Here is an 18976-nt window from a genome sequence, read left to right as displayed (position 1 = left end):
GGCCGCCGCCCATGAACATCCGCCGTTTCGTCGCCGCCGACATGCGCAGCGCCCTGCAGATGGTGCGGGCCGCACACGGGCCCGATGCCGTGATCCTGTCCAATCGCCGCACCGACGAGGGCGTGGAGATTGTCGCGGCCAGCAACTACGACGAAAGCGTGGTCCAGCGCGCCCTCGACGAGGCGCAGCGGCGCGAGGCGCCGGCCGCCTCGCCTGCCGAGCCGCCGCAGGTGCAAGCCGCCGAAGCCCGCGACGACTCGCCCGCCGAACGCTGGCTGCGTGCCTTGGCACCGGCCGAGGCGGCTGCGCCGCCACAGGCGGTGGCCCATGCGGCAGTCGCAAACCCGCCGCCCGCAGCGATCACCGAGGCCCTGCATGCCGAGCTCGCGGACGCCGGCGCCGGATTTCCGTCGTTTGCCGAGCTGCTCGGGCGCCGTCGATCCACCGCGGCGACATGGGCCGCCGAAGACGACGGAATTCCGTCGCAGGCGCCGCCCGAACCGCCCGCGCCGGATGTGGCCGCGCCCATCGCGCATGCCCCGATGCCGCCGGCCCCGGTCGCTACGCCGCCCGCCCTCGTCGTCGTGCCCGCACCGACGGCGCCGAGCAGCGACGGCGAGCTGGCGCAGATGCGCGAGGAACTGGCGCAGATGCGGCAGATGATCGAGCGCGAGATGGCGCGCCTGACCGACGAGCGCCTGCGCGGGTCCCCGGCCCGCGGCCAGGTCATGGAACTGATGGAAGACTACGGCTTCGATGCCGGCATCACCCGCGACATCGCCTTGCAGGTGCCGGCCGACACCCCGGCCCACCGCGTCCGCGGCCTGATGCTGGCCTTGCTGTCCAAGCGCCTGCCGATCTGCCCGATCGACCCGCTGGAGGAGGCCGGGGTCATCGCGCTGGTCGGCCCGACCGGCGCCGGCAAGACCACGACCATCGCCAAGCTCGCCGCACGGTACGTCGCCCGCCACCAGGCCCGCGACGTGGCACTGGTGACCACCGATACCGTGCGCGTGGGCGGCCGCGAACAACTGCACAGCTACGGCCGGCAGCTCGGCATCGCGGTGCACGAGGCCGACAGCGAGACCGGGCTGGTCCAGTTGCTGCAGCGCCTGCGCGACTACCGGCTGGTGCTGGTCGACACCGCCGGACTCAGTCAGCGCGACCGCGCCCTGGCCGGTCAACTGCACTGGCTGCGCGCCGCGCGTCAGATCCGCACCCTGCTCGTGCTGCCCGCCAACACCCATTTCGCCGACCTCGACGAAGTCGTCCGCCGCTTCGAGGGTGCCCGCCCGCAGGGCGCGGTGCTGACCAAGCTCGATGAGACCGGGCGGCTGGGCAGCGTGCTGTCGGTCGCCGTCGATCACGCCCTGCCGCTGACCTGGATCGCCGACGGCCAGCGCATTCCCGACGACCTGCATCGCGCCAATGCCGCCCATCTGGCATTGCGGCTTGAAGATCTCCGCCGCGATGCCGATAAGCCGATCGTCCCCACGCACGATCTCCACGACCCCGACGCCCAGAAGTCCCACCATGCCGTCGCCTGACCTGCCCGCCCCCGCCCCGTTCGCGCCCGTCCGCACCCTCGCCGTCACCGGCGGCAAGGGCGGCGTCGGCAAGACCAACGTGTCGGCCAACCTCGCCATCGCACTGGCCGGCATGGGCCAGCGCACGATGCTGCTCGACGCCGACCTGGGCCTGGCCAATCTGGATGTGCTGCTGGGCCTGTCGCCGCGCTTCACGCTGGCCGACCTCGTGGCCGGGCGCTGCACACTCGACGAGGCGATCATCGAGGGGCCGGCGGGCGTGCTGATCGTGCCCGCCGCCTCGGGCCGCCGGCACATGGCCGAGCTGCGCCCGATCGAGCATGCCGGCCTGGTCAACGTCTTCAACGAGCTCGAGCGCGAGCTCGATGTGCTGGTGGTCGACACCGCCGCCGGCATCACCGACTCGGTGCTGACCTTCTGCCAGGCCGCACAGGACGCGGTGGTCGTGGTCTGCGACGAGCCGGCCTCGCTCACCGATGCGTATGCGCTGATCAAGGTGCTCGCCCGCGAGCGCGGCCTGGACCGGATCCAGGTCGTCGCCAACATGGTGCGCAGCCCGCAGGAGGGCCGCGCGTTGTACGACAAGCTGGTGCGCGTGTGCGAGCGCTTCATCGGCGACGTTTCGCTGAACTACCTGGGTGCGGTGCCGCAATGCGAGTGGCTGCGTGCCGCGGTCCAGCGCCAGCAGGCGGTGGTGCGCGCCTACCCGGGCAGCCCGTCGTCGCAGGCGCTGGTGGAGATCGCACGTCGGGTCGCGCGCTGGCAGGCACCGACTGCGCCGCGCGGCCACGTCGAGTTCTTCGTCGACCGCCTGCTGCGCCAGGGAGCGGCCGCATGAACGCCGCCGCCCGCCAGTACCAGGCGGTCCAGCGCAGCAGCGCGCCGGATCCGGTCGTGGTGCATGCCGAACTGGTCCGCCGCATCGCCCATCACATCGCCGCCCGGCTGCCGGCCAGCGTGGAGATCGACGACCTGATCCAGGCCGGCATGATCGGCCTGCTCGAGGCCTCGCGCAGCTACGACGCCGAACAGGGCGCGTCGTTCGAGACCTATGCCTCGATCCGCATCCGCGGCGCGATGATCGATGAGATCCGGCGCGGCGACTGGGTGCCGCGCTCGGTCCACCGCCGCGCACGCGAAGCCGCCGCCGCGATCCGCGAGATCGAGCAGACCAGCGGCCGCGCCGCCAGCGCCCAGGAGGTCGCGGCCAAGCTGCAGATGCCGCTGGCCGACTATCAGCGCCTGCTCGAAGACGCCGCCCGCGGCCAGGTGCTGAGCCTGGACTCGCACGTCGAGGACCACGGCGAGGTCGAGCCGGCCAACCGCGACGGCGGACCGACGCCGCAGGAACACCTGGTGCGCAGCGAGTTCGGCCGGGAACTGGCCGCGGCGATCACACTGCTGCCCGAGCGCGAACAGCTGGTGCTGTCGCTGTACTACGAACAGGAACTCAACCTCAAGGAGATCGGCGCGGTGCTGGGCGTGAGCGAATCGCGCGTGTGCCAGATCCACGGCCAGGCCGTGGTGCGCCTGCGCGGCCGCCTGTCCGCCTTCGAACTTGCAGATACCGGCATCGGCAACGCCGACTGATGCCCCACCCGTGGAGCCCGCTTTGAACAAGAACATCCGTATCCTCGTGGTCGACGACTTCTCGACGATGCGCCGCATCGTCAAGAATCTGTTGTCGGACCTGGGCTTCAACAATACCGTCGAAGCCGAGGACGGCAACAGCGCGATGGCCGTGCTGCGCCAGGATGCGGTCGACCTGGTCATCACCGACTGGAACATGCCCGGCATGACCGGCATCGAGTTGCTGCGCGCGATCCGCGCCGACCCCAAGTTCCGCGCGCTGCCGGTGATGATGGTCACCGCCGAGGCCAAGCGCGAGCAGATCATCGAGGCCGCGCAGAGCGGCGTGAACGGCTACATCATCAAGCCGTTCACCGCGCAGACGCTGTCGGAGAAGCTCGGCAAGATCTTCGAGCGCCTGGGAGGCGCGGCGTGACCGCCACCGTCGCGGTGACCACCGACCGCAGCCAGCTCGCCGGGCTGCTGCACGACGCGCTCGAAGCGCTCGAACGCGGCGACGAGGCCGGCTGGCGTCGGCAGGTCGACGCACTCGCCGCCGCCCGCGCACGCACTCTGGTCGACGGCCTGGGCCGACTGGCGCGCGACCTGGCGCAGGCGCTCGACACGCTGCCGGCCGCACCCGCGCAAGGTGGACTCGACGATGCCTGCGCCCGCCTCGACCACGTGGTGACGATGACCGAGCAGGCCACCCACCGCACGCTCGATCTGATCGAGGACAGCCGCGCGCACGTCGCCCAGTTGCGCGCCGGCACGCTGGACGCCGCGCAGACCGCGACCATCGACGCGCTGCGCGAGAACCTGCGCGAGATGGCGCTGGCGCAGAGCCACCAGGACCTGGGCGGGCAGATCATCCGCCGCGTCGCCGGCATCGTGCGCGGCGTGCACGAAGGCTTCGGCGCCCTCGGACTGCCGCCCGCCGACGGCGAACAGGACCGTCTGCGGGCCGTCGGCCCGGCCGTTGCCGGGCTCGACACCGGCACCGTCGGCCAAGACGACGCCGACGACCTGCTCTCGCGCCTGGGACTCTGAGCGATGCAGTTCTCGCCCGACATCGCCGCCGATTTCGTGCTCGAGGCACGCGAGTTGCTCGTCGACCTGGGCGGGCAACTGGTTGAATTGGAGCAGTCGCCGGACGACCGCGAACAGCTCAACGCGGTCTTCCGCGCCTTCCACACCCTCAAGGGCGGCGCCGGCTTCCTCGGCGCGACCGCGCTGGTCGAGCTGTGCCATGCCGCGGAGGAAACGCTGGGCGCCGCACGCTCGGGCGCCGCGACCTTGTTGCCACGGCATTTCGACGCCGCGCAGCAGTCGCTCGACTGGTTGCAGGCGATGGTCGACGCGGTCGAAACCGGCAGCGACGTGCCGCATGCGCCGCCCGAGCTGATCGCCGGCTTCGCGCTCGACACCGCCGCCCCCGTTGCACCGGCCCCGGCCGCCCGTGCAGCCCCGACCGTCGCCGCACCGTCTACGGCGGGCGGCGAGATGATCGACGACGACGAGTTCGAGGCGCTGCTCGACCAGTTGCACGGCAACGCGGCGCCGGGCGCATCGGCCCCGGCGCCCGCACCAGGCCCGAACGATCCGATCGACGACGACGAGTTCGAAGCCCTGCTCGATCAGTTGCACGGCAAGGCCGCCCCAGGTGCCACGCCGGTCGCCGCCGCACCGGCCGCGAGTGGCGACACCATCGACGACGACGAATTCGAAGCGCTGCTCGACCAGTTGCACGGCGCGCATGCGCCCGGCGCAGCACCAGCGCCCGCCGCCGCGGTCGCGGCGCCCGCACCTGCCGCCCCGCCGCGCGCCGCGCCGCCGGCACCGGCCCGACCGGCCGCCGCGCAGGCACCGGCCGAGCGCGAGCAGACCGTCCGCGTCGACACTCGGCGGCTCGATGCGATCGTCGACCTGGTCGGCGAACTGGTGCTGGCCCGCAACCGCCTCAAGACACTGCGCGCACGATTGCGCGACGAAGACCTCGACCGCGCCGTCGCCACCCTGGACAACGCCACTGCGCGCCTGCAGGGCGCGGTGATGCGCACGCGCATGCAGCCGGTCGGCAAGGTGTTCTCGCGCTTTCCCAAGGTGGCCCGCGATGTCGCCCGCGCGCTCGACAAGGAAGTGGACCTGGAACTGGTCGGCGCCGACACCGAGCTCGACCGCAACCTGGTCGAAGCGCTGGCCGACCCGCTGATCCACCTGGTCCGCAACGCGATCGACCATGGCGTGGAGACGCCGGACCTGCGCGAGGCGACCGGCAAGCCGCGCGCCGGCAAGGTCCGGCTGATCGCCCAGCAGCAGGGCGATTACGTCGGCATCGAGGTCCAGGACGACGGCGCCGGCATCGACCCCGAGCGGCTGCGCGCCAAGGCCCGCGAGAAGGGCCTGATCGACGCCGAATCGGCCGCACGTCTGAACGCCGAGGAATGTCTGCATCTGATCTTCCTGGCCGGCCTGTCGACGCGCACCGAGGTCAGCGACATCTCCGGCCGCGGCGTCGGCATGGACGTGGTGCAGTCGCGGATCCGCGAGCTCGGCGGGCAGATCCAGGTGCAATCCGAACTCGGTCGCGGCAGCCGCTTCACGCTGCGCGTGCCGCTGACGCTGGCGATCCTGCCGACGCTGCTGGTCCACGCCGCGGGCGATGCCTACGCCTTGCCGCTGGCGCGGGTGCAGGAAGTGCTGCATGCGCCGGCGCGCACGGTCAACTGGTTCGATGGCCGCGCCGCGCTCGACCGCCGCTCGCATACGCTCTCGCTGCTCGACCTGCGGCACTGGCTCGACCGGCCCGCACTCGATACCGCGTTGCTGACCATCGTGGTGCTGCAGCGGGGCGACAGTCGCTTCGGCCTGGTGGTCGACGAAGTGCGCGGGCGCGAAGAGGTGGTCATCAAGCCGCTGCCGCGCGCATTGCGCGGCCTGCCCGGCTATGCCGGCGCGACCTTGATCGGCGATGGCCGGCTCGCGCTGATCCTCGACGTGGACGCGCTGCGCGGCCCCTGAGCCCCCGGGCGCGGCTCAAGTCGCCGCGCCCGGCGCCGATATCGCGATCATGGACCTTTTCAGCGTCGTCGGACTCGTGCTCGCCCTCGCCGCCCTGGTGGGCGGCAGCATCCTCAAGGGTGCCGGGCTCGGCGCGCTGTGGTCGCCGGCCGCCTTCGTGATCGTGATCGTCGGCACGCTCGCCTCGATCCTGCTGCACACGCCGCCGAGCGTGTTCAAGCGCGCGATGCGGATCCTGCGCTGGACGATCCGACCGCCCACCGCCGACCGTGGCGCACTGATCGCGCAACTGCTGGAGTGGAGCAACGTCTCGCGCAAGCAGGGCCTGCTGGGTCTGGAAGCCTATGTCGAGTCGCAGAGCGACCCGTTCCTGCGCAAAGGCCTGCAGATGCTGGTCGATGGCGTCGAACCGGAGGCCATCCGGCACATGCTCGAGATCGAACTGCACGGCGAGGAACAGCAGGACCTGGCGGCAGCGAAAGTGTTCGAGAGCATGGGCATCTACGCGCCCACGCTGGGCATCGTCGGCGCGGTGCTCGGACTGATCGCGGTGATGAAGAATCTAGCCGATCCGTCCAAGCTCGGCCACGGCATCGCCGCAGCGTTCACCGCCACGATCTACGGCATCGCCTCGGCCAATCTGTTCTTCCTGCCGGTCGCCTCCAAGCTCAAGAGCGTGATCGGCCGCCGCAGCGGCGAGCGCGAACTGGCGATCGAGGGCCTGATCGCGATCGCCCAGGGCGAGAATCCGCGCAACATCGAGGCCCGTCTGGCCGGCTTCCTGCACTGAGCCGGCGACGATGGCACGACGCGTCCACCACGAAGAACACGCCAACCACGAGGCCTGGGCGATCCCCTACGCCGACCTGATGACGTTGCTGCTGGCGTTCTTCGTGGTCATGTACGCGGTGTCCTCGCTCAACGAGGGCAAGTACCGAGTGATGGCCAGTTCGCTGGCGAATGCCTTCAGCGGCACACCGCGGACGATCGACCCGATCCAGGTCGGCGACAACGTCTACCGCGATGCCAGCCTCAAGGCCCCGGTGCCGATTCCCGGCGGCGCGCGGCGCGGCCCAGGGAGTTCGTCTCCGGTGCTCGACTCGCCGCTGCAGCCGATGCTCGAATCGAAGATGCGCAGCGACCGCATCGACGACGGCGCCGACGGCGCGGCGCGTGCCGCCTCGCGCCAGCAATTGGCGCGCATCGCGCTGCAGCTCGAGGATGCGCTGTCGGAAATGGTGCATGCGCGGCTGATCACCGTGCGCCGCGCCGACCTCTGGCTGGAGGTCGAGATCAACAGCGACATCCTGTTTCCCAGCGGCTCGGCGACGCTCGACTTCGGCGCGCAATCGCTGCTCGGCCGACTGGCCGCGGTGCTGCGCGGGCTGCCCAATCCGATCCGGATCGAGGGCTACACCGACGACCGCCCGATCCGCACCGCGCAGTTCCCGTCGAACTGGGAACTGTCGGCCGCGCGCGCGGCCAGCGTGGTGCACCTGTTCGTGCGCGAGGGCCTGGCGCCCGAGCGGCTGGTGATGGTCGGCTACGGCGAACAGCGGCCCAAGGCCGACAACGCCAGCGAGGCCGGCCGCAACGCCAACCGGCGCGTGGTGCTGATGGTGCTGGCCGAGCCCGAGTCGCCCCAGGGCCAGCCGATCGGAGGGCCGGCGCCTTCGCAGCCAGTCGCGATCGATGCCATTCCCGCGGTCGCCACTGACCACGCCCCCGATTCCCTGCCCCCCCATCCCCGAGGAGAGACCTGATGCGCGTCTGGGCGATCGCCAACCAGAAAGGCGGCGTCGGCAAGACCACGACCACGCTGGCCCTCGGCCGTGCGATGGTCGCGCGCGGACTGCGCGTGCTGCTGGTCGATCTCGACCCGCATGCCTCGCTCACCCGTGCGTTCGGCATCCCGACCGACCCACCGCCTGCCGGCGTGGCCGACCTGTTCGCCACCCCGCCCTCGAGCCTGGCCGCGCTGATGCGCGCCTCGCCGACCGAAGGCCTGGACTACGTCTGCGCGCAGACTGCGTTGGCGACACTCGAGCGCCGCAGCGCGACCCAGCCGGGCCTCGGCCTGGCGCTGTCGCAGGCGATCACCCGACACACCGGCGGCCACGATGCAATCCTGCTCGACTGCCCGCCCACGCTCGGCCTGTTGATGGTCAACGCCCTGGCGGCCGCCGACCGGGTGATCGTGCCCACCCAATGCGAACCGCTGGCGCTCTACGGCCTGGCCGGCATGGTGCGCACCGCCGAAATGGTCGAACGCTCCCGGCAGCGCCCGTTGCCGGTCTCGGTGGTGCCGACCATGTACGACCGCCGCACCCGCATCGGGCGCGAGACCCTGGCGCAGTTGCAGGACGAGTACGCCGGCAAGATCTGGGACGAGGCGGTCCCGGTCGACACCCAGCTCAGCAACGCCGACGCGCTCGCCCAGCAGGTGGTCAACGGCCATCCGCCGGGCCGCGCCTTCTCGGCCTACGGCCGCGCGCTCGATTGGCTGCTGGCCGAAGATCAGGCGCTGGAGCACGCCGCATGAACGCCGCCGAGGTCGTCGACGACTACCTCGGCGTGCTGCTGTCGGCGGCGCCGACGTCGGCGCCGGCAGCCGCCGCACCCGCGCCGCCTCCCGCGGTCGCCGCCACGCCCGTGACCGCCCCACCGGGCCCGACGCCGGCACCGGCACAGACCGCGCCGCCCCCGCCAGCCCCCCCCGCGACGCGGCCACGCCCGCCTGCCCCCGCGCCTGCGGTGCGCGCGCAGCCGGCGCCCCCCGCGACGCCAGCCCCTGCGCCAGCCGCACCGCGGGTCGCCAGCGCCGCGGCCCGCGCCGACATTCCACCACCGCGCCGCAGCGGCGAGCGTCAGGCCCGCTGGCTGCGGCTACGCTGCGGCAGTCAGATTTACGGCCTGGAACTGCTGAAGATCCGCGAGGTCGTGCTGCCCGCCCCGCTGCTGCCGGTACGCGGCGCCTCGCCGTGCCTGGCCGGCCTGATGAATCTGCGCGGCCAAGTCGTGCCGGTGATCGATCTGGGGCTGCAGTTGGGCGACACCGCGGTCGAGGACACGCCGGCGACGCGGATCGTCGTGCTTGAAGAACATGGCGACACCCTCGGCCTGCGCGTGTCCACGGTCGAGGACGTGGCCGTGGTCTCCGACGCCCAGATCGAAGGCGCCCACACCTCCCGCCTCGCCCCGGTCGGCGATCACCGCATCCGCGGCATCGCACGCCTCGGCGGCGCGGTCATGCTGCTGCTCGACGCCTCGCGGCTGCTGTCGATGCCGCTCTACACCGCCCGCTGAGCGCCGCGCTCGGCAACCAGGACGCGCCTGAAGCGCTTCACTTCGGATGGATAGCGGCCTGCCGCCCGGAAGCCGCTCTTCCCTCGGCAAGGCATCCTGCCTTGACTCGGGCGCGCGCCATCCCTGGCGCGCTCGACGCGGCCACCGGCCGTCAGTCCGCTGCTGCGAACATTGGCAGCCCGACTTCGGTTGGATGCGGAGTCGCCTGCTTGAAGAAGTCACGCGCTGTCGGCCGCAGTGCGTCGTGCTGGTCGGGGATTGCGATAGCGGGCCATGGATGGCCCGCGGCGGCGAGTCAGCCATGGGTGAGTGCGGGCTGCTCGCGCGGCATGCCGCGCAGCCCACACGAACGCCCGGCGTGCTTCGCCGGGCCGGACCGCGGAGCGGGCTGACCGAGCCGGGGAGCAGTCCCCGGCCGGCGCGACGCGCGCGCCGAAGACAAACGCACGATTGAGTGGGCAGAAGCAACGAGTTCCGAACGCGCCAACCTAAAGCTCGCCGCATCGCTGCCGCTAACCCGTCGTACCCCCGACTTTGCGGAGACGCGATGACCACCGTGGACCTGGGCGAGGATCTCGGCATCGAGACCAGCGCCGCACTCAAGGCACGGCTCGAGCCCCACCTGGCCCACGACCAGGACGTGCTGCTGGACGGCGCCCAAGTGCGACGCGTGCACACCGCCGGCCTCCAGGTGCTGTGCGCATTCTTCGCCAGCCGCAGCGCCTCGGGCCGGACCACCGCACTGCACGACAGCAGCGCCGCCCTGCTCGACGCCATCCGCCTTTTGGGGATCGGCCACACGCTGGGACTGCCCAGCCCCCCTCGCACCCATTCGAACGCAAGCACAGTGGAGAACGCCGCATGAGCGCACGCATTCTGGTAGTGGACGACTCGGCCTCGATGCGCCAGATGGTCTCCTTCGCCCTGACCTCGGCCGGCTTCTCGGTCGAAGAAGCCGAAGATGGCCAGGTCGCGCTGGGTCGCGCCCAGGGCCAGCGATTCAACGCCGTGGTGACCGACGTCAACATGCCCAACATGGACGGCATCGCCCTGATCCGCGCCCTGCGCGGCCTGCCCGACTACAAGTTCGTCCCGATGCTGATGCTCACCACCGAGTCGGCGTCCGACAAGAAGGCCGAAGGCAAGGCCGCGGGCGCGACCGGCTGGCTGGTCAAGCCGTTCAACCCCGACCAGCTCGTCGCCACCGTCCAGAAAGTCCTGGGCTGACGCCCGCCTTCCGCCTCCGAATCCAGGTCACCCCATGAACATGGACATGCAGCGCTTCCACGCCACTTTCTTCGAGGAAAGCCGGGAAGGCCTGGAAGCGATGGAAGCCGGCCTGCTGCAGCTCGAGCAGGGCGACCAGGACCCGGAGCTGGTGAACTCGATCTTCCGCGCCGCGCACTCGATCAAGGGCGGCGCCGCGACATTCGGATTCGACGCGGTCGCCGCACTGACCCACGTGCTCGAGACGCTGCTCGACGAACTGCGCGCCGGCAAGCGCAGCGTCGATGCCGCCGCGACGGACGCGATGCTGGCCTCGGTCGACGTCCTGCGCGCACTGCTGGCCGAAGCCGAAACCGGCCAGCCCGCCGACCCGGCCGCCGCGATCGCCGTGCAGGCCAGGCTCGAGGCCGTGCTCGCGGGTACTGCCGCACCCGCACCGGTCGCGGCCGCCGCACCGGTCGCGCCTGCGGCCGACCCCACCGCCGAGCCGACCGGCTGGCAGATCGGATTCACGCCGGCGCCGTCGATGTTCATGAGCGGCAACGATCCGCTGCGCATCATCCGCGAGCTCGACCAGTTGGCGCCGCTCGCTGTCGCCTGCCGGATGGACCGCCTGCCCGGCTTTGGCCAGCTCGATCCGCTCGAAGCGTATCTGGCCTGGGACCTGGGCCTGATCGGCGCGGTGCCGCGCAGCGCGATCGACGATGTGTTCGCGTGGGTCGAGGACGATTGCACGCTCGACATCCGCCCCACGGCAGCCGCCGCGGCAGCGCCTGCGCCGGCATCCGCGCCCAGCGCGGATCCGACACCCGCCCCCGCCACGGGCGCAGCTGCGACCGGCACTGCCGCCCCGGCGGCGAATGGCCACGAGGCCGAAAGCTCGATCCGGGTCAGCACCGACAAGATCGATGGCCTGATCAACCTGGTCGGCGAACTGGTGATCACCCAGGCGATGCTCAAGCAGGTGTCCGCCGCCCTCGACCCTGCGCTGAGCGAACGCCTGTTCGCCGGACTGGACCTGCTCGAACGCAACACCCGTGATCTGCAGGAAGCGGTCATCGGCGTGCGCATGCTGCCGGTCGACGCCGTGTTCCGGCGCTTCCCGCGTCTGGTGCGCGACCTGTCCACACGGCTGGGCAAGCAGGTGCGCCTGCGCACGCTCGGCGAAGGTACCGAGCTGGACAAGGGGCTGATCGAGAAGATCGCCGATCCGCTGGTGCACCTGGTCCGCAATGCGATCGACCATGGCCTGGAGCTGCCCGACGCCCGCCGCGCCGCGGGCAAGGACGAAGCCGGCACGATCACGCTCGCCGCCTCGCACCAGGGGGGCCATATCGTCATCGAGGTCGCCGACGATGGCCGCGGTCTGGATCGCGAGCGGATTCTGGCCAAGGCTGCCGAGCGCGGCCTGGCCGTGCCGGAGTCGCCGACCGATGCGCAGATCTGGGACCTGATCTTCCAGGCCGGATTCTCGACCGCCGACGCGGTCACCGACCTGTCGGGGCGCGGCGTCGGCATGGACGTGGTCCGACGCAACATCCAGGCGCTCGGGGGCGAGGTGCAGCTCGAAAGCCGCACCGGTCACGGCACCCGCGTGGTGATCCGCCTGCCGCTGACCCTCGCCATCCTCGATGGCATGAGCGTGGCGGTCGGCGAGGAGACCCTGATCCTGCCGCTGACCTATGTGATCGAGGCGCTGCAGCCGCAGGCCGAGGACATCCGCAGCCTTGCCGGCGAGGGCCGCGTGTTGCGTGTGCGCGGCGAGTATCTGCCGCTGGTCTCGCTCAACGACCACTACCGCTACGGCCAGCCGCAAGGCGTCGATCCGCTGGTCGTGGTGGTCGAGGGCGACGGCCAGAAGCTGGCGCTCGAGGTCGACGAACTGATCGGCCAACAGCAGGTCGTGGTCAAGAACCTGGAGAACAACTATCGCCGCGTCGACGGGATCTCCGGCGCAACGATCCTCGGCGACGGCCGGGTGGCGCTGATCGTCGACGTCGGCGGACTGGCCCGGTCACTGCGTCTGCCGCAGGCGGCGTGACGCCGACGATGTCTGGTCGCGTCCGCGTTCGCAGCCGCCACACCACGTCATCTGCGGTCACCGGATTTCACTTCATGTGCACATTCATTTCCGCGACGTGAATCACAGCGGCAGCACTTGAAAAAAATTCGGTTTCAACGTTCAAGTGGTTCCTTTTCCGGCCGCTAGTCGTCAGGCGAAGGACGCGCTCCAGGTGTTGACCAACACCTGCCCGCGTCCTTTGTCGTATCCGGAGACCTCCCATGAGCTGGTTGAACAACCTGTCGATCGCCCGAAAGCTGGCGGTCGCCTTCACTCTGATCGTGCTGTTGGCCGCAGGGCTGGGCGCGTTCGCCCTGAACCGGCTGGGCGGCATCAATGCCGAACTGCAGAAGGTCAGCCTCGATGACATGCCGGCGGTGCAATACCTGGGCGAGATCCGTTCGCAGCTGGGCGAGTACCGAATGTACGAGCTGGCGCAGCTCAGCCGCCTGGACGAGCCCGATGCGGTGCGCGATTACGATCAGCGCCTGGCCGAGATCGAGAAGATCATCGCCGAGCAGCGCGCCCTGTACGAGGGCCTGCCGCTGGTCGACGACGAGCGCGGCCTGTACGACGCGATGACGGCGCGCCTGGCGGCGTACTTCGCTGCGCGGCGTGAGATCGAGCAGGCGCTGGCCGTCGGCGACGGCGAGACCGCGCAGACGGTATCGGACGCGAAGTCGCGTCCGCTGCGCCGCGACCTGTTCGAGTCGATGGCCGCCCTGGCGCAGTTCAACGACCAGCGCTTGAGCAGTGACATCGCCCAGGCCAACGCGGTCTACCGCAGCAGCCTGCTGGCGATGATCGCTGGCATCGTGATCATCGTGCTGCTGGCCGCGGCAATGGCGATCGCGATCTCGCGGACCCTGTCGCGATCGGTCGGCAGTGCGGTCAAGGTCGCCAACGATGTGTCGGACGGCCGCCTGGATACCCAGATCGTCGTCGACCGCAACGATGAGGTCGGGCAATTGCTCGGCGCCATGCAGCGCATGCAGGGTCAGCTGCGCGCCGTCATCGACGCCCAGCGCGGCATGGCACGTGCGCATGAGGACGGCGCGATCAGCTATCGCATGGACGAGGGTGCATTCCCCGGCGACTACGGCCTGATGGTGCGCGAGACCAATGCGCTGGTCGGCTCGCACGTCGACGTGAAGATGCACCTGATCGAGGTCATGCGCCAGTACGCGATCGGCGACCTGACCCCGGACCTGGAGCAGTATCCGGGCGAGAAGGCGGTGCTGACCGAGACCATGGCCACCGTGAAGGCCAACCTCGGTGCGATCAATGCCGAGGTCAAGGCGCTGGCCGGCGCGGCCGCACGTGGCGACTTCAGCGTCCGCGGCGATGCGGCGCGGTTCCAGCACGACTTCCGCGGCATGATCGAGGACCTCAACCGGCTGATGGATGCCGCCGATGGCAACCTCGACCAGCTCTCGCGGCTGCTGCAATCGATCGCCGCCGGCGACCTGACCGCGCGTATGGACGGCGACTTCCACGGCGTGTTCGCCCGCATGCGCGACGACGCCAATGCCACCGTCGCCCAGCTCACCGCCATCGTCGCCCGCATCCAGGGCGCGTCGGCTGCGATCGGCACCGCCTCCACCGAGATCGCCTCGGGCAACGACGACCTCTCGCGCCGCACCGAGCAGCAGGCCGCCAATCTGGAAGAAACCGCGGCCTCGATGGAGGAACTGACCTCCACCGTGCGCCAGAACGCCGACCACGCCCGTCAGGCCAACCAGCTCGCCCAGGGCGCGGCCACCGTCGCCTCCCAGGGCGGCGAGGTCGTCGGTCAGGTCGTCTCCACGATGGCCGACATCGAGGCCTCCTCGCGCAAGATCGCCGACATCATCTCGGTCATCGACGGCATCGCGTTCCAGACCAACATCCTGGCGCTCAATGCCGCGGTCGAAGCCGCACGGGCCGGCGAACAGGGCCGTGGCTTCGCGGTCGTCGCCTCCGAGGTCCGCACGCTTGCCCAGCGCAGCGCCAACGCCGCCAAGGAGATCAAGGGCCTGATCGAGGACTCCACCAGCAAGGTTGCCAGCGGTGCCGCGCTCGCAGGACAGGCCGGCAAGACCATGGCCGAGATGGTCGCCTCGGTGCAGCGCGTGACCGACATCATGGCCGAGATCTCCGCCGCCTCGCAGGAACAGGCCGCCGGCATCGAGCAGGTCAACCAGACCATCGTGCAGATGGACGAGACCACCCAGCAGAACGCGGCCCTGGTCGAAGAAGCCTCGGCCGCTGCGCGCGCAATGGAGGAACAGGCTGCCGGGCTCGCCGATGCGATCGCGGTGTTCCATATCGAGGCCGCGCACGTCGGCGCAGCCACCCGCCGACCCGCTGCCGCGGCGGCGCCGAGCGCGCCAGCCGGTCCTCGCCCAGCGCCGCCTGCCGCGCCCACCAAGCACCTCGCCCCCGCACGCAAGGCGCCAGTGGCGGTGCTGGAGACCGACTGGGCAGAGTTCTGATCGCAAGGCCCGTCCGTCCCCACCCCATTGCACCGGGGTCGGGGCGGCCGGCCACGCACCTGTCGGCACACACGCCTCAATCTCGACGCAGCCCGGCCGATACCGGTGGCAGGCCCACTCCTGCCACCCTCATGAATCCCGTCGCCGCCGTGCTCCGTGCGCTGTCCGATCTTTCGATGCAGCGCAAGTTCCTGCTCCAGACCGCGCTCGTCGCGACCGGCATCATCCTGCTGGCCGTCGTCGCGGCCCGGGTCCAGTTCGTGGACCTCAACCAGTCCCGCAAGGACGGCGTCGCATCGCAGGTCAAACTGGCGCTGGGTGTCGTCGAGGAATACGCCAGCCGCGCCGAGCAAGGCGAGCTGACGCTTGAGCAGGCCAAGGACCGCGCCCTGCGCACGCTGGCGGCGATGCGCTCGGACAACGACGTCGACTACTTCTTCGTCACCAACGAACGCCCCACCGTGCTGATGCACCCGATGCGCGCGGACCTGATCGGCAAGGACGTGTCCGGGATCACCGATACCGACGGCACGGCGATCTACAAACGCTTCGTCGAAGTCGCGCGCGCCGGCGGCGGCAACGTCGATTACGTCTGGGCCAAGCCGGGCGAGGACGAACCGGTGCACAAGACCTCCTACTCTGCGCTGTATGCGCCGTGGGGCTGGGTCGTGACCACCGGCGTCTACCTCGACGACACCCAGTCCCAGGCCCTGACATTCACCGCGATTATGACCGTCGTCGGCGGCCTGCTGGTGCTGCTCAACGCCGCCATCGGCTGGCTGATCGGCCGCTCGGTGCTCGAGCCGCTGGGACGGGCGGTGAACGCGATCCGCGGCGTGGCCCGCGGCGACCTGAGCATCCGCACCGGCTACCAGGGCCGCGACGAGATCGGCCAGATGCTGCGCTCGACCGACGAGATGGTGCACATGCTCGAGCGGTTCTCCGAACAGACACGCGAGATGATCCGCCAGCATGCGGGCGACGATATGCGTCACCGGATGCCGGTCGACTTCCCGGGCGTCTACGGCGAACTGGCGTCGGGCATCAACACCATGATGTTCGAGCACCTGGACGCGTTCGTCGAAGCGATCGAGATCCTCAACGAGTACGCCAACGGCGACCTGTCGCGCGACGCGCGCCGCCTGCCCGCCAGCCGCGCAGTCCTGCACGAAGCCATGGACGCCGCCAAGGCCAGCCTCATGGCGATCAACGGCGAGATCAACCGGCTGGCCGCAGCGGCCGCCGCCGGCGACTTCTCGGTCCGCGGCGACGAGCGCCGGTTCCGCGACGACTTCGGCCGCATGATCCAGAGCCTCAACGCGATGATGGCGGCCAGCGATCGCAGCCTCAGCGAGCTCTCGCGGCTGCTGCAATCGATCGCGGCCGGCGACCTCACCGCGCGTATGGATGGCGACTTCCACGGCGTGTTCGCCCGCATGCGCGACGACGCCAATGCCACCGTCGCCCAGCTCACCAGCATCGTCGCCCGCATCCAGGACGCGTCGGCCGCGATCGGCACCGCGTCCACCGAGATCGCCTCGGGCAACGACGACCTCTCGCGCCGCACCGAGCAGCAGGCCGCCAATCTGGAAGAAACCGCGGCCTCGATGGAAGAACTGACCTCCACCGTGCGCCAGAACGCCGACCACGCCCGCCAGGCCAACCAGCTCGCCCAGGGCGCGGCCACCGTCGCCTCTCAGGGCGGCGAGGTCGTCGGCCAGGTCGTGTCCACGATGGCCGACATCGAAGCCTCGTCACGCAAGATCGCCGACATCATCTCGGTCATCGACGGCATCGCGTTCCAGACCAATATCCTGGCGCTCAACGCCGCGGTCGAGGCTGCACGGGCCGGCGAACAGGGCCGCGGCTTCGCGGTCGTCGCCTCCGAGGTCCGCACGCTTGCCCAGCGCAGCGCCAACGCCGCCAAGGAGATCAAGGGGCTGATCGACGACTCCACCGGCAAGGTCGCCAGCGGCGCGGCGCTCGCCGGCCAGGCCGGCACCACGATGGCCGAGATGGTCGCCTCGGTGCAGCGCGTGACCGACATCATGGGCGAGATCTCCGCCGCCTCGCAGGAACAGGCCGCTGGCATCGAGCAGGTCAACCAGACCATCGTGCAGATGGACGAGACCACCCAGCAGAACGCAGCCCTCGTCGAAGAAGCCTCGGCCGCTGCGCGGGCGATGGAGGAGCAGGCCGCCGGCCTGGCCGATGCGATCGCGGTGTTCCGTGTCGACACCGCCACCGCGTTGCTGCAGGCAGTGGTGGACGCGGCCCGCCCGCCGGCCACCGGTCACGCGCTGTCCTGATCGTCCAGGACCACCCCCACGCATGACGGCAAGGACGATGGCGCCTGCAGACCCGCTCCATCCGCTGGACGACGAAGCGCTGTCGCGCTACATGCTGCGCGACAGCGCCGACATGGGCCGGGTGCTGCGCAGCCTGGTCGAGACCCAGGCATTGATCAGCGGCAGCCTGATGCCCGGCGACCTGTCCTGCCCGACCGCACTGCTCGCGGTCGGCGACGACGGCACGCTGGTGCTCGACGCCAGCCGGCAGGACGCCCTCAATCGCAGGATCGCGACCTGCACCCAGATCGTCTGCGATACCCGGCTCGACGCGGTGCAGATCCGTTTCCGGCTCTCGACGCCACTGCCGGTGCTGCACGAGGGGCGCCAGGCGTTCATCGCATCCTGGCCCGAGGCGCTGCTGCGCCTGCAGCGACGCGATCTTTATCGTGTGGTGCCACCGCTCGATGCCGGCGTGACGCTGCACCCGGGGCATGGCGACACCCCGGCGGCGTCATCGGACGACGGCCTGCGGGTGCTGGACCTGAGCGGCGGCGGGCTCGCGGTGGCGATGGATGACGGCGAGGATCCGCGCTTTACGCCCGGGCGCACGCTCGATCGCTGCCTGTTGCGGTTGCCGGACACCGCCCCGATTCCGGTGGCCGTCACTGTCGCGCACCGCTTCTGCGAGCAGACCGGCCCGCGGGTGCGCTGGCGTGCGGGCTGCCGCTTCGTCGCGCTGGCGCCGGCCGCGCAGCGGCGGATCCTGCAGTCCATCTTCCAGATCGAGCGCCAGCGCAACGCCCGGCTCCGCCGCGCCGTGTAGCGCCGGCGCCTAAAGTTGCCCGCCGTGCGGCCGATGTCGCACGGGACACCCGACACGCGCGCGAGCGCGGCATGCCTGCAGGAGCGCACCGATGAGCAGTCCAGATCCCCAGAACGCCGGCGAGTACCTCACCTTCACCCTGGGCGACGAGCACTACGGCGTCGACATCCTCAAGGTGCAGGAGATCCGAGGCTATGATGCGGTCACCCGCCTGCCCGACGCGCCGGACTACATCAAGGGTGTGATCAACCTGCGCGGCACGATCGTGCCGGTGATCGACCTGCGCCTGAAGCTGCGCCTGGCACAGGCGCGCTATGACAGTTTCACGGTGATGATCGTGCTCAATGTCGAGGACCGTGTCGTGGGCATCGTCGTCGACGGCGTGTCGGACGTGGTGCCGCTGTCGGCCGAGCAGATCCGCCCGACGCCCGAGTTCGGTGCGGCGATCGACACCCGCTGCATCTCCGGCATCGGCACCTTCGACGATCGCATGCTGATCCTGCTCGACATCGAGACCCTGCTCGACAGCGCCGAACTGGCGGTCCCCCAGGCAGCGTGATCCCCGATCTGGGACCGCCGTCACACAGCTTTCACTCAAGGTCCGGCCGCACGCGGCCGATAGAGGCGGACACAGGCGCTTTCGCGCCTGCCGTCCA

At 70.5% G+C, this 18976-nt stretch carries 17 protein-coding genes; all 17 read left to right on the top strand.

What is annotated here, in order from left to right; translation table 11 throughout:
* Positions 1-11: 11 nt before the first annotated feature.
* The 17 genes from flhF to FHW73_RS11510 all read left to right on the top strand — a co-directional run bounded on the left by flhF (position 12) and on the right by FHW73_RS11510 (position 18879).
* Positions 12-1547 carry a flagellar biosynthesis protein FlhF gene (flhF, locus tag FHW73_RS11590; RefSeq protein WP_183426879.1) on the top strand — a complete coding sequence of 512 codons (1536 nt, stop codon included), beginning with the start codon at positions 12-14 and terminating at the stop codon, positions 1545-1547.
* Entirely contained in the window at positions 1534-2385 is an 852-nt protein-coding gene (locus FHW73_RS11585; protein ID WP_183426878.1) for a MinD/ParA family protein, read from the top strand. Before flhF ends, FHW73_RS11585 begins: the two co-directional genes overlap by 14 nt.
* Positions 2382-3137 carry an RNA polymerase sigma factor FliA gene (locus FHW73_RS11580; RefSeq protein WP_183426877.1) on the top strand — a complete coding sequence of 252 codons (756 nt, stop codon included), beginning with the start codon at positions 2382-2384 and terminating at the stop codon, positions 3135-3137. Before FHW73_RS11585 ends, FHW73_RS11580 begins: the two co-directional genes overlap by 4 nt.
* Positions 3138-3159: 22 nt before the next feature.
* Positions 3160-3552: a chemotaxis response regulator CheY gene (locus FHW73_RS11575; RefSeq protein ID WP_183426876.1), complete on the top strand. Its 393-nt coding sequence runs from the start codon at positions 3160-3162 to the stop codon at positions 3550-3552.
* Positions 3549-4166 carry a protein phosphatase CheZ gene (locus FHW73_RS11570; protein ID WP_183426875.1) on the top strand — a complete coding sequence of 206 codons (618 nt, stop codon included), beginning with the start codon at positions 3549-3551 and terminating at the stop codon, positions 4164-4166. The genes FHW73_RS11575 and FHW73_RS11570 overlap by 4 nt, the downstream gene beginning before the upstream one ends.
* Before the next feature lie 3 nt (positions 4167-4169).
* On the top strand, positions 4170-6137 hold the full coding sequence (locus FHW73_RS11565) for a chemotaxis protein CheA (RefSeq protein ID WP_183426874.1): 1968 nt from the start codon (positions 4170-4172) through the stop codon (positions 6135-6137).
* A 49-nt stretch (positions 6138-6186) separates the two neighbouring features.
* A complete protein-coding gene (locus FHW73_RS11560; RefSeq protein ID WP_183426873.1) occupies positions 6187-6927 on the top strand; it encodes a flagellar motor protein in 741 nt (246 codons plus the stop codon).
* Positions 6928-6937: 10 nt separating this feature from the next.
* Positions 6938-7900 (top strand): flagellar motor protein MotD, encoded by a 963-nt coding sequence (gene motD / locus FHW73_RS11555; RefSeq protein ID WP_183426872.1) that lies wholly within the window; start codon positions 6938-6940, stop codon positions 7898-7900.
* Positions 7900-8679 carry a ParA family protein gene (locus tag FHW73_RS11550; protein ID WP_183426871.1) on the top strand — a complete coding sequence of 260 codons (780 nt, stop codon included), beginning with the start codon at positions 7900-7902 and terminating at the stop codon, positions 8677-8679. The genes motD and FHW73_RS11550 overlap by 1 nt, the downstream gene beginning before the upstream one ends.
* On the top strand, positions 8676-9443 hold the full coding sequence (locus FHW73_RS11545) for a chemotaxis protein CheW (protein ID WP_183426870.1): 768 nt from the start codon (positions 8676-8678) through the stop codon (positions 9441-9443). Before FHW73_RS11550 ends, FHW73_RS11545 begins: the two co-directional genes overlap by 4 nt.
* Before the next feature lie 547 nt (positions 9444-9990).
* The gene (locus FHW73_RS11540) at positions 9991-10308 is read left to right on the top strand and encodes an STAS domain-containing protein (protein WP_183426869.1); all 318 of its coding nucleotides are present in this window, start codon (positions 9991-9993) and stop codon (positions 10306-10308) included.
* Positions 10305-10670: a response regulator gene (locus tag FHW73_RS11535; RefSeq protein ID WP_183426868.1), complete on the top strand. Its 366-nt coding sequence runs from the start codon at positions 10305-10307 to the stop codon at positions 10668-10670. The genes FHW73_RS11540 and FHW73_RS11535 overlap by 4 nt, the downstream gene beginning before the upstream one ends.
* A 34-nt stretch (positions 10671-10704) precedes the next feature.
* Positions 10705-12711 (top strand): chemotaxis protein CheA, encoded by a 2007-nt coding sequence (locus tag FHW73_RS11530; protein ID WP_183426867.1) that lies wholly within the window; start codon positions 10705-10707, stop codon positions 12709-12711.
* A gap of 242 nt (positions 12712-12953) precedes the next feature.
* Positions 12954-15206 (top strand): methyl-accepting chemotaxis protein, encoded by a 2253-nt coding sequence (locus FHW73_RS11525; RefSeq protein ID WP_183426866.1) that lies wholly within the window; start codon positions 12954-12956, stop codon positions 15204-15206.
* A 131-nt stretch (positions 15207-15337) separates the two neighbouring features.
* The gene (locus FHW73_RS11520; protein ID WP_183426865.1) at positions 15338-17515 is read left to right on the top strand and encodes a methyl-accepting chemotaxis protein; all 2178 of its coding nucleotides are present in this window, start codon (positions 15338-15340) and stop codon (positions 17513-17515) included.
* Between the two features lie 22 nt (positions 17516-17537).
* Complete coding sequence (locus FHW73_RS11515) at positions 17538-18320, top strand: flagellar brake protein (RefSeq protein WP_183426864.1); 783 nt, start codon at positions 17538-17540, stop codon at positions 18318-18320.
* 91 nt (positions 18321-18411) lie between these two features.
* On the top strand, positions 18412-18879 hold the full coding sequence (locus tag FHW73_RS11510; RefSeq protein WP_183426863.1) for a chemotaxis protein CheW: 468 nt from the start codon (positions 18412-18414) through the stop codon (positions 18877-18879).
* Positions 18880-18976: the final 97 nt, after the last annotated feature.

It is taken from the genome of Luteimonas sp. RC10 (assembly GCF_014192745.1).
GTDB lineage: Bacteria > Pseudomonadota > Gammaproteobacteria > Xanthomonadales > Xanthomonadaceae > Luteimonas.
This window is presented reverse-complemented; position numbering and strand designations above follow the sequence as displayed.

Coding starts and splice junctions, on each gene's coding strand:
- flhF (WP_183426879.1), top strand. CDS start 12: ATGAACATCCGCCGTTTCGTCGCCGCCGACATGCGCAGCGCCCTGCAG.
- FHW73_RS11585 (WP_183426878.1), top strand. CDS start 1,534: ATGCCGTCGCCTGACCTGCCCGCCCCCGCCCCGTTCGCGCCCGTCCGC.
- FHW73_RS11580 (WP_183426877.1), top strand. CDS start 2,382: ATGAACGCCGCCGCCCGCCAGTACCAGGCGGTCCAGCGCAGCAGCGCG.
- FHW73_RS11565 (WP_183426874.1), top strand. CDS start 4,170: ATGCAGTTCTCGCCCGACATCGCCGCCGATTTCGTGCTCGAGGCACGC.
- FHW73_RS11560 (WP_183426873.1), top strand. CDS start 6,187: ATGGACCTTTTCAGCGTCGTCGGACTCGTGCTCGCCCTCGCCGCCCTG.
- motD (WP_183426872.1), top strand. CDS start 6,938: ATGGCACGACGCGTCCACCACGAAGAACACGCCAACCACGAGGCCTGG.
- FHW73_RS11550 (WP_183426871.1), top strand. CDS start 7,900: ATGCGCGTCTGGGCGATCGCCAACCAGAAAGGCGGCGTCGGCAAGACC.
- FHW73_RS11545 (WP_183426870.1), top strand. CDS start 8,676: ATGAACGCCGCCGAGGTCGTCGACGACTACCTCGGCGTGCTGCTGTCG.
- FHW73_RS11540 (WP_183426869.1), top strand. CDS start 9,991: ATGACCACCGTGGACCTGGGCGAGGATCTCGGCATCGAGACCAGCGCC.
- FHW73_RS11535 (WP_183426868.1), top strand. CDS start 10,305: ATGAGCGCACGCATTCTGGTAGTGGACGACTCGGCCTCGATGCGCCAG.
- FHW73_RS11530 (WP_183426867.1), top strand. CDS start 10,705: ATGAACATGGACATGCAGCGCTTCCACGCCACTTTCTTCGAGGAAAGC.
- FHW73_RS11525 (WP_183426866.1), top strand. CDS start 12,954: ATGAGCTGGTTGAACAACCTGTCGATCGCCCGAAAGCTGGCGGTCGCC.
- FHW73_RS11520 (WP_183426865.1), top strand. CDS start 15,338: ATGAATCCCGTCGCCGCCGTGCTCCGTGCGCTGTCCGATCTTTCGATG.
- FHW73_RS11515 (WP_183426864.1), top strand. CDS start 17,538: ATGACGGCAAGGACGATGGCGCCTGCAGACCCGCTCCATCCGCTGGAC.
- FHW73_RS11510 (WP_183426863.1), top strand. CDS start 18,412: ATGAGCAGTCCAGATCCCCAGAACGCCGGCGAGTACCTCACCTTCACC.